Below are 14,335 nucleotides of genomic sequence, written 5' to 3'. Positions count from 1 at the left end.
AGCGCCCCGCACCTCGAAGGTGCGGGGCGCTGCGTCGTGTCCGGCGGCTCAGCCGCGGCCGCGCAGCTCCCGGTACCCGGCGACCAGGGCCCTGGTCGAGGAGTCCATGCCCGGGACGTCCGCGCCCTCGGTCAGCGCGGGCTCGATCCGCTTGGCGAGGACCTTGCCGAGCTCCACGCCCCACTGGTCGAAGGAGTCGATGTTCCAGACGGCGCCCTGGACGAACACCTTGTGCTCGTACAGCGCGATCAGCTGGCCCAGCACCGCCGGGGTCAGCTCGGCGGACAGGATCGTGGTCGTCGGGTGGTTGCCCCGGAAGGTCTTGTGCGGGACCAGGGACTCCGGGACGCCCTCCGCCCGCACCTCGTCGGCCGTCTTGCCGAAGGCCAGCGCCTGCGTCTGCGCGAAGAAGTTCGCCATCAGCAGGTCGTGCTGGGCGGCGAACGACGGCTCCAGGTCGGCCACGGGCCGTGCGAAGCCGATGAAGTCGGCGGGGATCACCCGCGTGCCCTGGTGGATGAGCTGGTAATAAGCGTGCTGGCCGTTGGTGCCCGGCGTGCCCCACACCACCGGACCGGTCTGCCACTCCACGGGATTGCCGTCCCGGTCCACGGACTTGCCGTTGGACTCCATGTCCAGCTGCTGCAAGTAGGCGGTGAACCGCGAGAGGTAGTGGCTGTACGGGAGCACGGCGTGCGACTGCGCGTCGAAGAAGCCGATGTACCAGATGCCCAACAGGCCCAGCAGCAGCGGCGCGTTCTCCTCGGGCGGCGCCGTGCGGAAGTGGGTGTCCATGGCGGAGAAGCCGTCGAGCATCTCGCGGAAGGCGTCCGGGCCGATCGCGATCATCAGGGAGAGCCCGATGGCGGAGTCGAAGGAGTAGCGTCCGCCGACCCAGTCCCAGAACTCGAACATGTTGGCCGTGTCGATGCCGAATCCGGAGACCTTCTCCTCGTTCGTCGACAGCGCCACGAAGTGCCGCGCCACGGCTTCCTCGCCGGCCCCCAGCCCCGTGAGCAGCCAGTTCCGCGCCGAGGTGGCGTTGGTGATGGTCTCGATGGTGGTGAAGGTCTTCGACGCGATGATGAACAGCGTCTCGGCCGGGTCCAGGTCCCGCACGGCCTCGTGGAGGTCGGCGCCGTCCACGTTGGAGACGAAGCGCAGGGTCAGCGCGCGGTCGGTGAAGGCGCGCAGCGCCTCGTACGCCATCGCCGGACCGAGGTCGGAGCCGCCGATGCCGATGTTGACGACGTTCCTGATCGGCTTGCCGGTGGAGCCGGTCCACTCCCCCGACCGGACGCGGTCGGCGAAGGCGGCCATCTTGTCGAGGACGGCGTGCACGCCGGGGACGACGTTCTCGCCGTCCACCTCGACGACGGCGCCCTCGGGGGCGCGCAGGGCGGTGTGCAGGACCGCCCGGTCCTCGGTCGTGTTGATCTTGTCGCCGCGGAACATCTCCTCGCGCAGCCCGGCCACGCCCGTCGCCGCCGCGAGTTCGCGCAGCAGCGTCAGCGTCTCGTCCGTGACGAGGTGCTTCGAGTAGTCGATGCGCAGGTCACCGGCGCGCAGGGTGTAGCCGGAGCCGCGGCCCGGGTTCTCCTCGAACAGCTCTCGCAGATGCGTCTGCCCGAGCTCCTCCCGGTGCTTGCCGAGTGCCAGCCACTCCGGCGTCCGGGTGAGCTTCGTACGGCTGTCTGCATTCATCCTGGCCATCAACCCATTTCTCGCGTCCTGTCGTGCCCCGCCGATCTCCAACCTAAAGGATGCGAAGCGGCAATGCCGGACAGGCGCCGTCGGCGCGGGGGCACGCGAAGGGGCCCGGTGCGGCGGGAGTCTCCCCCTGCCGCGCCGGGCCCCGGTGCACGCTTCTGACGGGCCGTTCAGATCTCGCCGCGGAGTTTGGCGAGTGCCTCGGCGAGGATCGCCTCGCCGTCGGCGTCGGTACGCCGCTCCCGTACGTACGCCAGGTGCGTCTTGTACGGTTCGGTGCGCGGCGGCGCCGGCGGGTTGTCCCGGTCCTGGCCGGCCGGGAACCCGCAGCGCGGGCAGTCCCAGGTGTCCGGCACCTGCGCGTCGCTGGCGAAGCTCGGCTGCGTCTCGTGCCCGTTCGAGCACCAGAAGGAGATGCGCAGGCGGGGCGCGGACTCGCCGCGCTCGGCCTCACCCATCGGCCCCGCTCCGACCCGGCTACCACGGATCGCGTTGCCACTTGCCACGGTCGTAACTCCCTGCGTAATGGTGCCGCGGAGCGTGAGTGGAATTCCGCCGCGGGCGCCCAAGTCTACGTAAGGCCCAACGCACGTCCAGGGACCGGAGTTACTCATTCCAGGCGATGGACGCCGGACTTCATAGTAGGCCGGACGGCACCGACGGGACTGGCGGAATGGCCAGAACGGTCAGCTGGCGCTCGACTTCATGAGAAGTCCCAGTGCCATGATGCAGGCGAACCACAGCAGACCGACGACCACGGTGATGCGGTCGAGGTTGCGCTCCGCGACGGAGGAACCGCCGACCGACGACTGCATGCCGCCGCCGAACATGTCGGAAAGGCCGCCGCCCTTGCCCTTGTGCATCAGCACGAGGAGCATCAGCAGGGCGCTGAAGACGATCAGGGCGATCGAGAACCCCATAATCACGGCTGATTCCTACTTTCTGGCTTTTCTGGCTTTCCGGGCTCCGCTGAGACGTGCGCGGGGGCCGGCGGCTGATGGTTCAGCCTCCGGCCCCCGCAAGGGTACGACGGATCCGCCCTACCGCATACTCACCGCAGTCGCTACGCGTCGCCGAAGCGGACGATCCCGACGAACTCGTCGACGTCCAGCGCGGCGCCGCCGACCAGGGCTCCGTCCACGTCGGGCTGGGCCATGATCGCGGCGATGTTGCCGGACTTGACCGAGCCGCCGTACTGGATGCGGACCTTGTCGGCCAGCTCCTGCGAGTACAGCTCCGCGAGGCGGCCGCGGAGGGCACCGCAGACCTCCTGCGCGTCCTCGGGGGTGGCGACCTCGCCCGTCCCGATCGCCCAGACGGGCTCGTACGCGATCACGACGGTCTCGGCCTGCTCGGCCGGGACCTCCTTGAGGCCGCCGTCGAGCTGGGCCAGCGTGTGCGGGACCTGCTGTCCGGCCTTGCGGACGTCCAGGCCCTCGCCGACGCACAGGATCGGGGTCAGCCCGTGGCGGAAGGCGGCCTTGACCTTGGCGTTGCAGGTCTCGTCGTCCTCGCCGTGGTACTGGCGGCGCTCGCTGTGGCCGACGGCCACGTACGCGCACTTCAGCTTCGACAGCATCGCGCCGGAGATCTCGCCGGTGTAGGCGCCGGAGTCGTGCGCCGAGAGGTCCTGGGCGCCGTACTTGATCTTCAGCTTGTCGCCGTCGACCAGGGTCTGCACCGACCGGAGGTCGATGAAGGGCGGCAGGACCACGACCTCGACGGCGTCGAAGTCCTTGTCGGCGAGCGCGAAGGCGAGCTTCTGGACGTGGGCGATGGCCTCAAGGTGGTTGAGGTTCATCTTCCAGTTGCCCGCCATCAGCGGGGTGCGGCCGGCGGAAACGGGTGCAGTCATGCGGTGTCAGCCCTCCAGGGCGGCGAGGCCGGGGAGCGTCTTGCCCTCGAGGTATTCGAGGGAGGCGCCGCCACCGGTGGAAATGTGGCCGAAAGCATTCTCGTCGAAGCCGAGCGTACGCACGGCCGCGGCCGAGTCTCCGCCGCCGACGACGGTGAAGGCGCCGCTGTCGACGAGGGCCTGCGCCACGGCCTTGGTGCCATTGGCGTAGTCGGGGTGCTCGAAGACGCCCACGGGGCCGTTCCAGAAGACGGTCCCGGCATCGGCGATCTTCGACGCGTACAGCTCGCGCGTCCGGGGGCCGATGTCCAGGCCCTCCTTGTCGGCCGGGATCTTGTCCGCGTCCACGGTCTCGAAGTCCGCCGGGGTCTTGCCCTTGAGGTCGGGGAAGTCCGTGGAGACGAGCACGTCGACCGGGAGCACCAGCTCGACGCCCGTGGCCTTGGCGCGCTCCATGTACTCGGTGACCTTCTCCAGCTGGTCCTTCTGGAGCAGGGAGATGCCGACCTCGTGGCCCAGGGCCTTGAGGAAGGTGTAGGCCATGCCGCCGCCGATGAGGATGCGGTCGGCCTTGCCGAGCAGCTCGTCGATGACGGCGAGCTTGTCGGAGACCTTGGCGCCGCCGAGGACGACGACGTACGGGCGCTTGACGTCGTCGGTCAGCTTCTTCAGGACGCCGACCTCGGTGGCGATGAGGTAGCCGGCCGCGTGCGGGAGCCGCGCGGGGAGGTCGAAGACCGAGGCGTGCTTGCGGTGGACGGCGCCGAAGCCGTCGCCGACGTAGACGTCGGCGAGCTCCGCGAGCCGGTCCGCGAAGGCGCCGCGCTCGGCGTCGTCCTTCGCGGTCTCACCGGCGTTGAAGCGCAGGTTCTCGATGACGGCGATCTGGCCGTCGGCGAGGGCCAGGGCGGTCTCCTTGGCGGAGTCGCCAACGGTGTCGGTGGCGAACGCGACGTCCGTGCCGAGCAGTTCGCCCAGCCGCTTGGCGGCCGGGGCGAGCGAGAAGGCCGGGTCCGGGGCGCCCTTGGGGCGGCCCAGGTGCGAGGCCACGATGACGCGGGCGCCGGCGGCGGCGAGCTTCGCGATCGTGGGCTGGACGGCGCGGATGCGGCCGTCGTCGGTGATGGTGCCCTCGGCCAGCGGGACGTTCAGGTCCGCGCGGACGAAGACCCGCTTGCCCTTGACGCCTTCGGCGAGCAGTTCGTCGATCGTCTTCATGTGTTTCTACTCCTTTGGAGCCCTTCACCCTAAGGGCGAGGAAGGGAGAACGAGGCAAGCAACAGGGCCCGTGCGGCGCTTCGTCGCGCTGCCCGGACCCTGTGCTCACATCGTGGTGCCTTGCCTTGGAACCGGGGCGACCTTAGAGCTGGCCACCGACGTAGACCGTAAGGTCCACGAGACGGTTGGAGTAGCCCCACTCGTTGTCGTACCAGCCGATGACCTTGACGCTCTTGCCCTGGACCATGGTCAGGGAGGAGTCGAAGGTGCAGGACGCCGGCCAGTTCACGATGTCGGAGGAGACGATCGCGTCCTCGGTGTAGTCGAGGATGCCCTTGAGCTGGCCCTCGGCCGCCTTCTGGAACGCCGCGTTCACCTCGTCCCGGGTGACCTCGCGCTCGAGCTCGATGACGAGGTCGGTCACGGAACCGGTCGGGACCGGGACGCGCATCGCGATGCCGTCGAGCTTGCCGGCGAGCTCCGGGATCACCAGCGCGGTGGCCTTGGCGGCACCGGTGGTGGTCGGGATGATGTTCTCGGCGGCGGCGCGGGCGCGGCGCAGGTCCGAGTGCGGGAAGTCCAGGATGCGCTGGTCGTTCGTGTACGCGTGGACCGTCGTCATCATGCCCTTGACGATGCCGAAGTTCTCCAGGAGGACCTTGGCCATCGGCGCCACGCAGTTGGTGGTGCAGGAGGCGTTGGAGATGACGTGGTGGTTGGCCGCGTCGTACTTGTCCTGGTTCACGCCCATGACGATCGTGATGTCCTCGTCCTTGGCCGGAGCCGAGATGAGGACCTTCTTCGCGCCCGCCGCGATGTGCTTGGCGGCGTCGGCCTTCTTGGTGAAGATGCCGGTCGACTCGATGACGATGTCGGCGCCCAGCTCACCCCAGGGGAGGTTCGCGGGGTCGCGCTCGGCGAAGGTCTTGAAGGTGTTGCCACCGACCGTGATGGTGTCTGCGGTGTGGGAGACCTCGGCCTTGAGGCGGCCCAGAATGGTGTCGTACTTGAGCAGGTGCACCAGGGTGGCGTTGTCCGTCAGGTCGTTGACACCGACGATCTCGATGTCCGCTCCCTGCTCCAGGAGCGCACGGAAGTAGTTGCGGCCAATTCGGCCAAAACCGTTGATGCCTACGCGGATCGTCACGAACCGATCTCCTCGTTGGTGCGCCGGTAAAGTCCGCCGGCGAGCTGTATGGGATGTCCCCGACCGCTTACGACCCTACCTCTCCGTGAGCTTTTGAGTGACATCGGCGTGAGCCTGACACTCCCCCTCCTGCCGGGGGAGGCCCCGCAGGGGCCCCGTACCAGCCGTTCCGGCACGGGACCCCCGGGACCTTCGGTCCGTCACTCAGAGTGAGGGTGGGACGGGGTTGCCTGTCAGTGGTTCAGTGTGCGTAGCGCCTTACCGACGAGTACGGCACGGTCCGCCGCCGCCGGCAGGTGTTCCAGGCCGAAGCCGAGGAGAACCGTGTCACGCGTAGTCACCGCCGCGTAGGACGTGAACAGCTCCCCGGACCGGGACCAATCGCCCGGAACGTCGGGGCTTCCGGCAGGTGCGGCCTGGGCCGCCCAGACGCCGAGCGAGGTCTCGAAGCCCTCGACGGCGCGGTCCGCGCCGCCGACCGAGAGGCGCGCCTCGTCCGCGAAGACGCCGCGGCCGCCCGAGCCGGGGTCGGTGATGGAGGAGAGCGAGACCTCCACGCTCTTGCCCGCGTACGCGCTCAGGTCGAAGGAGACCTGCTTCCAGCCGCCGGAGGACCCGGTGAAGCTGTTCCAGGCGCCGCTGGTGCCCTGCGGGGCGCAGCCCGCGGCGTCCAGCGTCAGGTAGCGGCGCAGGAACGGGTGGCCGTTCACGAAGAAGCCCGCCGCGCACTCCTCGGGCACGGTGGGGCTGCTCAGGCCGCCCGCGTCCGGCAGCGTCGTCCAGTCGTCCCCGCCGGCCGTGCGGGCCTCCAGGGCCGCGTGGTCGTAGCCGTTCTCGGTGTTCCAGTTCAGGGCGAGCTTCAGCTGCGGCTTGTCCGCGGCGGAGACCCCGGTGAGGTCGATGGTGCGGGACAGCCGCTTCCAGTCGTCGTCCGTGTGCAGGGCCGAGGCCATCCCGGTGCCGGCGTAGGGGGCGTACGGGTTGACGACCCCGGCGAACTGGCCGGCCTGCGCGCTCTTGAACTGCGGGAACTGCGCGGGCGCCAGCGTTGCGGAGGTCACGGTGTAGGAGCCGGGGGCGTTCAGCGGGTTGCCCGCGGCGTCGCCGAGGCCCCCGCGGGCGCCGGCCAGGGCGGCCGCGCCGGTGAAGCCGGTGGCGCCGGAGGTGCTCGTACGGCCGTAGGCGCCGAGCCAGTACTGGCTGAAGTCGTTGGTCACGGCGCGCCCGACCTGGGCGTTGCCGCCGGCGAGCTCGCCGGCCTCGATCAGCTTGCCGCCCTCGTTGAGGAAGTCGCGGACCGCCAGCTGGGTGTCCCCGCCGGGCGTCTTGGCCCCGGTGTAGTGGACGGCCGTGCGGAAGTGGGAGAGCGTCCCGAGGTGGTGCGGCGCCCCCTGGGCGGCGACGTCCCAGACCGCGGCGGACCGGCCGTTGGCGCGCAGGGCGTCCACGTACGTCCCGGCGTGCTGGGCCGTGGCGCCCTCCTCGGCGATCACCAGCACGTCCGCGCGCGGCCGCTCGGCCACCGTGTACGTGAAGTGCTCGCTGGAGACCCGTCGGCCGGTGCGGTCGCGTCCGGTGAACCAGACCTCGACCTGGTCGCCTGGCCTGGTGCCGTCGACCTCGGCCTGGTACTCGTCGAACCAGTTGTTGTCCTCGCCGCCGTAGACGTCACCGCCCTTCCATGCCTTGAGGTCCTCGTCCTGCGTGCGGCCGCCGTTGATCCGGAAGTTGAGCTCCTTGTCGCGCAGCGACTTCCGGGCCGTGACGGCGACCTCCTGGTCCTGGCCGCGGGCCGCGTAGGAGGTGGTGAAGGGGTCGAGGGTGAAGTCCGCGGCGCTCAGGCCCACGGTGGAGGCGGGCCGGTCCGGGTGCGCGGCGCTCTCGCCGACCGAGAGGGCGAAGGGGACGTTCTTGGCGAACTCCGCCTGGATGAGCTTCTCGTCGTCCGGGAAGTTGAAGCCGGAGGCGCAGTCCTCGGGCCGCCACGGGTCGTTCGGGTCGATCGCCGAGGCCGTCTGGCAGGTGGTCATCTCCGGCGTGAACATCATGATGCCGTTGATGTTGGAGGCGTGTCCGTCGGCCTCGCCGTTGGTGGTGTAGAGCTCCGAGGACACCTGCGGGTAGTAGCCGGGGACGGCCGGGTTCTCCGGCGTGCCGGCGAGTGTCTTGTAGGCGACGTCGTCGGGGGTGGGGGTGGCGACCTGCCAGCCCACGCCGTAGAGCAGCAGCTCGGCGGCCGAGTGGTAGTTGATGGCGTACTCGAAGCCGATGCGTTTCTGGAAGCGGTCGACGGCGACGGTCTCCGGCTCGGAGGCGGCCTTGGGCCCGCGGTAGGTCTCGCTCGCCTGGTTCGGCGAGGAGCCCTCGTTGTCGTAGCCCCACTTGTAGGCGAAGTTCCGGTTCAGGTCGACCCCGTCGCCCGCGGTGATCTTGCCGTCGCCGTTGTTGTCGCGCAGGTTCTTGCGCCACAGCCGCCGGCCGTCCGCGGCGAAGGTGTGGTCGTAGCCGTCGGGGTTGGCGGAGAGCAGGAACCACAGCTCGCTGGAGTCCACCAGCCTGGTGACCCGCGGGTCCTTGCCGTAGGTGTCGAGCGTGTGGTGCATCAGCCGCCGGGTCATCTCCGGGGTGATCCACTCACGGGCGTGCTGGTTGGACATGTAGAGCACGGCCGGCTTGTCGCCGTCCTTGGTCTTCCCGGCGTTCTTGCTGACCTTCAGGGCGAGGATGTCCTTGCCCTGGACGGTCTTGCCGATGGAGACGACCTTGGTGAGCCCGGGGTTCTCCCGGGCGGTCCGCAGGATCTCCTCCTGGAGGCCGCCCTTGCCGCTGTACGGCCGGAACACGCCGTCGCCGGCGGCCTTGGCGCGGGCCAGGCCCGCGGCGGGGACCTTGCGCTCGGCGAGCCGGACCCCCTGGGCGGCGAGCTCCTTCGCCTGGCCGCCCGTGAGGAACAGCTCGACCTTGGCGGTCCCGGTCTCGGGGGCGCGTTCGGTGAGCTCGTGGGCGTCCTGGCCGGCGGCGAGGACGAGGGGTACCTGCTCACGGGTGATGTCGGCGTCGTAGACCCGTACCTCGTCGGCGCCGGACGGGGTGGCGGTCGCGGCCCGGTCCTGGGCCGCCGCGGGTAACGCGGCCAGTGTGCTTGCGAAGACGAGTGCGCTTGCGGCGAGGATCGATCTCGCGCGGTGCCTCATGTGCCCCCCTGGGCGTCGTCTGCCACGAAAGCGTTCGGACGACAGGCTCACGACCAGCCCGTGCACATGTCAATGGGGCCTGCCGAAAGGGGCCCCCACGATCACTCGTGCGGGCCCCTCGCGGCGTGCGTACGGCGACTGCGGCCGGCGGCGGCCGCCCGGCCGGCGCTCAGCCGGCCATGTTGTCGGCCATCTCCTCGCTGAGGTCAAGGTTCGACTCGGTTCCCGGGATCCCGAGGTCCTGGGCCCGCTTGTCGGCCATGGCGAGCAGCCGGCGGATCCGGCCCGCGACCGCGTCCTTGGTCAGCGGCGGATCGGCGAGCGCGCCCAGCTCCTCCAGGGAGGCCTGCTTGTGCTCCATGCGCAGCCGGCCCGCCGCGGCGAGGTGCTCGGGGACCTCCTCGGCGAGGATCTCCAGCGCCCGCTGCACGCGGGCTCCGGCGGCCACCGCGGCGCGCGCCGAGCGGCGCAGGTTGGCGTCGTCGAAGTTGGCGAGGCGGTTGGCGGTGGCGCGCACTTCGCGCCGCATCCGCCGCTCTTCCCAGGCCAGCACCGACTCGTGCGCGCCGAGCCGGGTGAGCAGGGCGCCGATCGCGTCGCCGTCGCGGACCACGACCCGGTCCACGCCCCGCACCTCGCGCGCCTTGGCGGCGATGGAGAGCCTGCGGGCGGCGCCCACCAGGGCCAGAGCGGCCTCCGGGCCGGGGCAGGTGACCTCCAGGGAGGAGGACCGGCCCGGCTCGGTGAGCGAGCCGTGGGCCAGGAAGGCGCCGCGCCAGGCCGCCTCCGCGTCACAGGTCGCCCCGGAGACCACCTGGGGCGGAAGGCCCCGGATGGGGCGTCCGCGGCCGTCCACGAGGCCCGTCTGACGGGCCAGCTGGTCACCGCCGGCCACGACCCGGACCACGTACCGGCTGCCGCGGCGCAGACCGCCGGGAGCCATGACGACCAGGTCCGAGGAATGGCCGAAGATCTCCAGGATGTCCTTGCGGAGTCTTCGCGCGGCGATGCCCGTGTCGAGCTCCGCCTCGATGACGATGCGGCCGCTCACCAGGTGCAACCCGCCCGCGAACCGGAGGATCGCCGAGACCTCGGCCTTCCTGCAGCAGGTCCGGGTCACGGGCAGACGAGAGATCTCGTCCTTCACCGCGGGCGTCATCGCCATGGGCCGATCCTTCCATGCATCCGAAAAATACGGTCGTACGCGGCGGCCAGCAGCTCCGGATCGTGCTTCGGAGAGCCGTCCTGCCTGGCCACGGGAGCCAGCTCGACCGCGGCGCCGAAGCGTTTCGCGGCATCGGCGAGGGACTCGCGGTCGGGTACGGCGGCCTCGTCGGCCAGCACCACGTCCAGGGCGAGTTTAGGGGCGTGTCGGGCCAAAACCTCCAAATGACGCTGCGGAGAGAAGCCCTCTGTTTCACCGGGCTGCGGCGCGAGGTTCAGCGACAGGACCCGCCGGGCCTTCGTCTCGACCAGCGCGTCGAGCAGTTCCGGCACCAGCAGGTGCGGGATCACCGAGGAGAACCAGGACCCGGGTCCGAGCACCACCCAGTCGGCGTCCAGCACCGCGGCCACGGCCTCCGGCACGGCCGGCGGGTCGCTCGGCACCACCTGGACGGAGAGCACCTCGCCGGGGGTCAGGGCCACCGTGGCCTGCCCGCGTACGGTGTCGACGTCCTCGGGGCGGTCCGGGTCGTGGCCCTTGACCAGGGCCTGGAGCTCCAGCGGCACCGCCGACATGGGCAGCACCCGGCCCTGCGCTCCGAGGAGCCTGCCCACCAGGTCGAGGGCCTGGACGGGATCGCCGAGCTGCTCCCACAGGGCGACGATCAGCAGGTTGCCGACGGCGTGTCCGTGCAGGTGGCCCTCGGACTGGAAGCGGTGCTGGATGACGCGGGCCCAGGTCTGGCCCCAGTCGTCGTCGCCGCACAGCGCGGCCAGCGCCTTGCGCAGGTCGCCCGGCGGCAGGACGCCGAGCTCCTCCCGGAGCCGGCCGCTGGAACCGCCGTCGTCGGCGACGGTGACCACGGCGGTGAGGTCACCGGTGATGCGGCGCAGGGCGGCGAGGGAGGCCGACAGGCCCTGGCCGCCGCCGAGCGCGACCACCTTGGGGGCGGCGCCGCGCCGTCGGCCGGAACGGCCCGCGCCGTCCTCGCCCCGTCCCGGGGTGAGGCGGCGCAGGCGGCTCAGCCGGGGGGTCCGTGGGGTCACTCGCGCCCCATGTCCCGGTGGACTACGACGGTCTCGACTCCCTCGGAGGCGAGGCGCGCGGCGAGCTTCTCGGACATGGCCACGCTGCGGTGCTTGCCGCCCGTGCACCCGACCGCGATGGTCACGTACCGCTTGCCCTCGCGGCGGTAGCCGGTGGCGATGAGCTGGAGCAGCTCGGTGTAGCGGTCGAGGAACTCCTTGGCGCCGGGCTGGCTGAAGACGTACCCCGACACCTCCTCGTTGAGCCCGGTGAAGGGGCGCAGCTCCGGAACCCAGTGCGGGTTGGGGATGAAACGGCAGTCGACGACGAGGTCGGCGTCGACGGGGAGGCCGTACTTGTAGCCGAAGGACATGACGGTGGCCCGCAGCTCGGGCTCCTCGTCCCCGGCGAACTGGGCGTCCATCTTGGCGCGCAGTTCGTGCACGTTCAGGCTGGAGGTGTCGATCACCAGGTCTGCGTCGCCGCGCAGCTCGCGCAGCAGGTCGCGTTCGGCGGCGATGCCGTCGGTGATGCGTCCGTCGCCCTGGAGGGGGTGGGGGCGGCGGACCGACTCGAAGCGGCGGACCAGCGCGTCGTCGGAGGACTCCAGGAAGACGATGCGCCGGGTGACGCCCTTGCTGTCGAGGTCGGCGAGGGATTCGCGCAGGGCGTCGAAGAACTGGCGGCCGCGGACGTCGACGACGACGGCGATGCGCGCCACGTTGCCCTGGGAGCGGGCGCCGAGCTCCACCATGGTGGGGATCAGCGCGGGCGGGAGGTTGTCGACGACGAACCAGCCGAGGTCCTCCAGACACTTGGCCGCCGTACTGCGGCCGGCCCCGGACATGCCGGAGATGATCACCAGCTCGGGGATGGCCGCCTCGGCGGTATCTCCGGGCTCCACTGTCGTGCCCGTACTCACCTGTGCTCCGTCTCGGTCGTGCGTGGTCTCGTGCTCGGTCATTGCTCGGTCCCCCGTTCGGACGATGCTCCCGCGGACGCGGGAGTCTCATCCTCAATGATCTCTCCTGTGGCCGTGTTGACCGCAGGGCCGGCGGGCACCGCTCCGGCGAGGGCCGCGGCCACGGTCTCGGCCGTCTTGCGGCCTATGCCCGGGACCTCGCAGATCTGGTCGATTGTCGCCTGTCGCAGCTTTTTCACCGAACCGAAGTGTTTGACCAGGGCCTGCCTGCGGCTCTCGCCGAGGCCGGGCACCTCGTCCAGCGGCCCGGACGTGAAGCGCTTGCCGCGCTTGTTGCGCTGGTACTGGATGGCGAAGCGGTGGGCCTCGTCGCGGATCCGCTGGAGCAGGTACAGCCCCTCGCTGGTGCGGGGCAGCACGACGGGGTCGTCCTCGCCCGGCAGCCAGACCTCCTCCAGCCGCTTGGCGAGGCCGCACACGGCGACGTCGTCGATCCCGAGTTCCTCCAGGGCCCGCTTGGCGGCGGCCACCTGCGGCTGGCCGCCGTCGACCACGACGAGCTGGGGCGGGTAGGCGAAGCGCTTGGGCCGCCCGTCGTCCTCCGCCCCGGCAGGGAGGCCCGCGTCGGCGTCGGCGTCCTCGGGGGACCACTCGCCCGTCTTCAGCTTCTCCTGGAGGTAGCGGCGGAAGCGGCGGGAGACCACCTCGTGCATGGAGCGGACGTCGTCCTGGCCCTCGAACGTCTTGATCTGGAAGCGGCGGTACTCGCTCTTGCGCGCGAGGCCGTCCTCGAACACGACCATGGAGGCCACCACGTCGTCACCCTGGAGGTGGGAGATGTCGAAGCACTCGATGCGCAGCGGCGCGCCGTCCAGGTCCAGGGCGTCGGCGATCTCCTCCAGGGCCCGGGAGCGGGTGGTGAGGTCGCTGGCCCGCCTGGTCTTGTGGAGGGCGAGGGACTGCTGGGCGTTGCGGTGGACGGTCTCCATCAGGGCCTTCTTGTCGCCGCGCTGCGGGATGCGCAGGCTGACGTTCGACCCGCGGCGCTCGGCGAGCCACTGGCTCAGGGCCGGGGTGTCCTCGGGGAGCGCGGGGACCAGCACCTCCTTGGGTACGGCCTCGCCCTTCTCCTCCCCGTACAGCTGCTGGAGGGCGTGCTCGACGAGCCCGGCGGTGTCGACGGCCTCGACCTTGTCGGTGACCCAGCCGCGCTGGCCGCGGACCCGGCCGCCGCGTACGTGGAAGATCTGCACGGCGGCTTCGAGCTCGTCCTCGGCGACCGCGACGAGGTCGGCGTCGGTGGCGTCGGCGAGCACGACGGCGTTCTTCTCCATGGCGCGGCGCAGCGCGCCCATGTCGTCCCGCAGCCGTGCGGCCTTCTCGTACTCCATCTCCTCGGCGGCCTCGTGCATCTGCCGTTCGAGGCGGGAGAGGTAGGTGCCGGTGCGGCCGGCCATGAAGTCACAGAAGTCGTCGGCCAGTTCGCGGTGCTCCTCGGGGGTGACCCGGCCGACGCAGGGCGCGGAGCACTTGCCGATGTAGCCGAGGAGGCAGGGGCGGCCGATCTGCGCGGAGCGCTTGAAGACTCCGGCGGAGCAGGTGCGGACGGGGAAGACCCGCAGCATCAGGTCGACGGTCTCGCGGATGGCCCAGGCGTGCCCGTAGGGGCCGAAGTAGCGCACGCCCTTCTTCTTGGGGCCGCGCATGACCTGGACCCGGGGGTACTCCTCATTGAGGGTGACGGCGAGGGAGGGGTAGCTCTTGTCGTCGCGGTACTTGACATTGAACCGGGGGTCGTACTCCTTGATCCAGGTGTACTCCAGCTGGAGGGCCTCGACCTCGGTGGAGACGACGGTCCACTCGACGGAGGCGGCCGTGGTCACCATGGTGGCGGTGCGGGGGTGCAGGTTGGCGACGTCCTGGAAGTAGCTGCCCAGCCGCTGGCGCAGGTTCTTGGCCTTCCCGACGTAGATCACCCGGCGGTGCTCGTCGCGGAATCTGTAGACCCCCGGGGAGTCGGGGATCTGTCCCGGCTTGGGGCGGTAGCTGGAAGGGTCGGCCATGCCGCCCACCCTACTTGCGCCCACCGACAACGGGC

At 70.7% G+C, this 14,335-nt stretch carries 11 protein-coding genes; all 11 read right to left on the bottom strand.

Going from position 1 to position 14,335, the window contains the following annotated elements; genetic code table 11:
- Positions 1-48 precede the first annotated feature (48 nt).
- Positions 49-1,704, bottom strand: a complete 1,656-nt coding sequence (gene pgi, locus ABT106_RS10790) for a glucose-6-phosphate isomerase (RefSeq protein ID WP_351275167.1) — start codon at positions 1,702-1,704, stop codon at positions 49-51.
- A 176-nt stretch (positions 1,705-1,880) separates the two neighbouring features.
- Positions 1,881-2,216, bottom strand: a complete 336-nt coding sequence (locus tag ABT106_RS10785) for an RNA polymerase-binding protein RbpA (RefSeq protein ID WP_007263454.1) — start codon at positions 2,214-2,216, stop codon at positions 1,881-1,883.
- Positions 2,217-2,396: 180 nt separating this feature from the next.
- Complete coding sequence (secG, locus tag ABT106_RS10780; RefSeq protein WP_267722499.1) at positions 2,397-2,630, bottom strand: preprotein translocase subunit SecG; 234 nt, start codon at positions 2,628-2,630, stop codon at positions 2,397-2,399.
- 143 nt (positions 2,631-2,773) lie between these two features.
- Positions 2,774-3,565 carry a triose-phosphate isomerase gene (gene tpiA / locus ABT106_RS10775; RefSeq protein ID WP_351275165.1) on the bottom strand — a complete coding sequence of 264 codons (792 nt, stop codon included), beginning with the start codon at positions 3,563-3,565 and terminating at the stop codon, positions 2,774-2,776.
- Positions 3,566-3,571: 6 nt separating this feature from the next.
- Positions 3,572-4,783 (bottom strand): phosphoglycerate kinase, encoded by a 1,212-nt coding sequence (locus tag ABT106_RS10770; RefSeq protein ID WP_351275163.1) that lies wholly within the window; start codon positions 4,781-4,783, stop codon positions 3,572-3,574.
- A gap of 142 nt (positions 4,784-4,925) precedes the next feature.
- The gene (gene gap / locus ABT106_RS10765) at positions 4,926-5,930 is read right to left on the bottom strand and encodes a type I glyceraldehyde-3-phosphate dehydrogenase (RefSeq protein WP_351275161.1); all 1,005 of its coding nucleotides are present in this window, start codon (positions 5,928-5,930) and stop codon (positions 4,926-4,928) included.
- A gap of 233 nt (positions 5,931-6,163) precedes the next feature.
- Positions 6,164-9,124, bottom strand: a complete 2,961-nt coding sequence (locus tag ABT106_RS10760; protein ID WP_351275159.1) for a M14 family metallopeptidase — start codon at positions 9,122-9,124, stop codon at positions 6,164-6,166.
- A gap of 169 nt (positions 9,125-9,293) precedes the next feature.
- Complete coding sequence (gene whiA / locus ABT106_RS10755) at positions 9,294-10,289, bottom strand: DNA-binding protein WhiA (protein ID WP_267722317.1); 996 nt, start codon at positions 10,287-10,289, stop codon at positions 9,294-9,296.
- Positions 10,280-11,335, bottom strand: a complete 1,056-nt coding sequence (locus ABT106_RS10750; protein WP_351275157.1) for a gluconeogenesis factor YvcK family protein — start codon at positions 11,333-11,335, stop codon at positions 10,280-10,282. Before ABT106_RS10750 ends, whiA begins: the two co-directional genes overlap by 10 nt.
- Positions 11,332-12,279, bottom strand: coding sequence for an RNase adapter RapZ (gene rapZ, locus ABT106_RS10745; protein ID WP_267722314.1), 948 nt, complete (start codon positions 12,277-12,279; stop codon positions 11,332-11,334). Before rapZ ends, ABT106_RS10750 begins: the two co-directional genes overlap by 4 nt.
- Positions 12,276-14,300 (bottom strand): excinuclease ABC subunit UvrC, encoded by a 2,025-nt coding sequence (gene uvrC, locus ABT106_RS10740; RefSeq protein ID WP_351275155.1) that lies wholly within the window; start codon positions 14,298-14,300, stop codon positions 12,276-12,278. Before uvrC ends, rapZ begins: the two co-directional genes overlap by 4 nt.
- Positions 14,301-14,335: the final 35 nt, after the last annotated feature.

It is taken from the genome of Streptomyces sp. NPDC002044 (assembly GCF_040296725.1).
Lineage (GTDB): Bacteria > Actinomycetota > Actinomycetes > Streptomycetales > Streptomycetaceae > Streptomyces > Streptomyces antarcticus.
The sequence above is the reverse complement of the archived record's forward strand: the minus strand, read 5'-3'. Positions and strand labels throughout refer to the sequence as shown.